Source organism: Erythrobacter sp. SN021 (assembly GCF_021864455.1).
On sequence record NZ_JAKKUW010000062.1, the window covers coordinates 1 to 455 of the forward strand.

1 protein-coding gene is annotated in these 455 nt (G+C 48.4%); it reads left to right on the top strand.

Annotated elements, in window-relative coordinates; all coding sequences use genetic code 11:
* The first annotated feature begins 83 nt into the window (after positions 1 to 83).
* On the top strand, positions 84 to 287 hold the full coding sequence (locus tag L5849_RS14945; protein ID WP_236926195.1) for a serine protease inhibitor: 204 nt from the start codon (positions 84 to 86) through the stop codon (positions 285 to 287).
* Positions 288 to 455: the final 168 nt, after the last annotated feature.

Sequence of the window (455 nt, forward strand, 5' to 3'; positions counted from 1 at the left end):
ATCCTGGTCGTGCCTGAAAAGCTACTGTGTACTCTCGGACTTTCAGAGTTTGCTTCTTGTTTTGACTGCGCTAACAAACTAAGATGGCGACGCTGAAGGAGAAATGGCCGGAGCTTGTTGGAAAGACGGGCGAAGAGGCAAGAGAACAGATTTTGAAGGACAGGCCAGACCTCAGAGTTGAGATAAAGGGGGAGCTGAGTGCCTGCTCAGCTGACCTCCGCTATGACAGAGTCTGGATCTTCGTCAACAAAGACAACAAAGTGGTTCACGCGCCTCAAACTGGATAACCGTGAGCCAGAGCATTGCTCAGACCATCCTGTTTCGCGATGGTGTGAGACACTACACTAACATTGTCCTACATCCGGAAATGCACCTCATACACAACCAAAGGCGATGCAGGATGACCGAGAAACTTCGGCTAACGCGACACTAATATATATTGATTTCAATAGTAT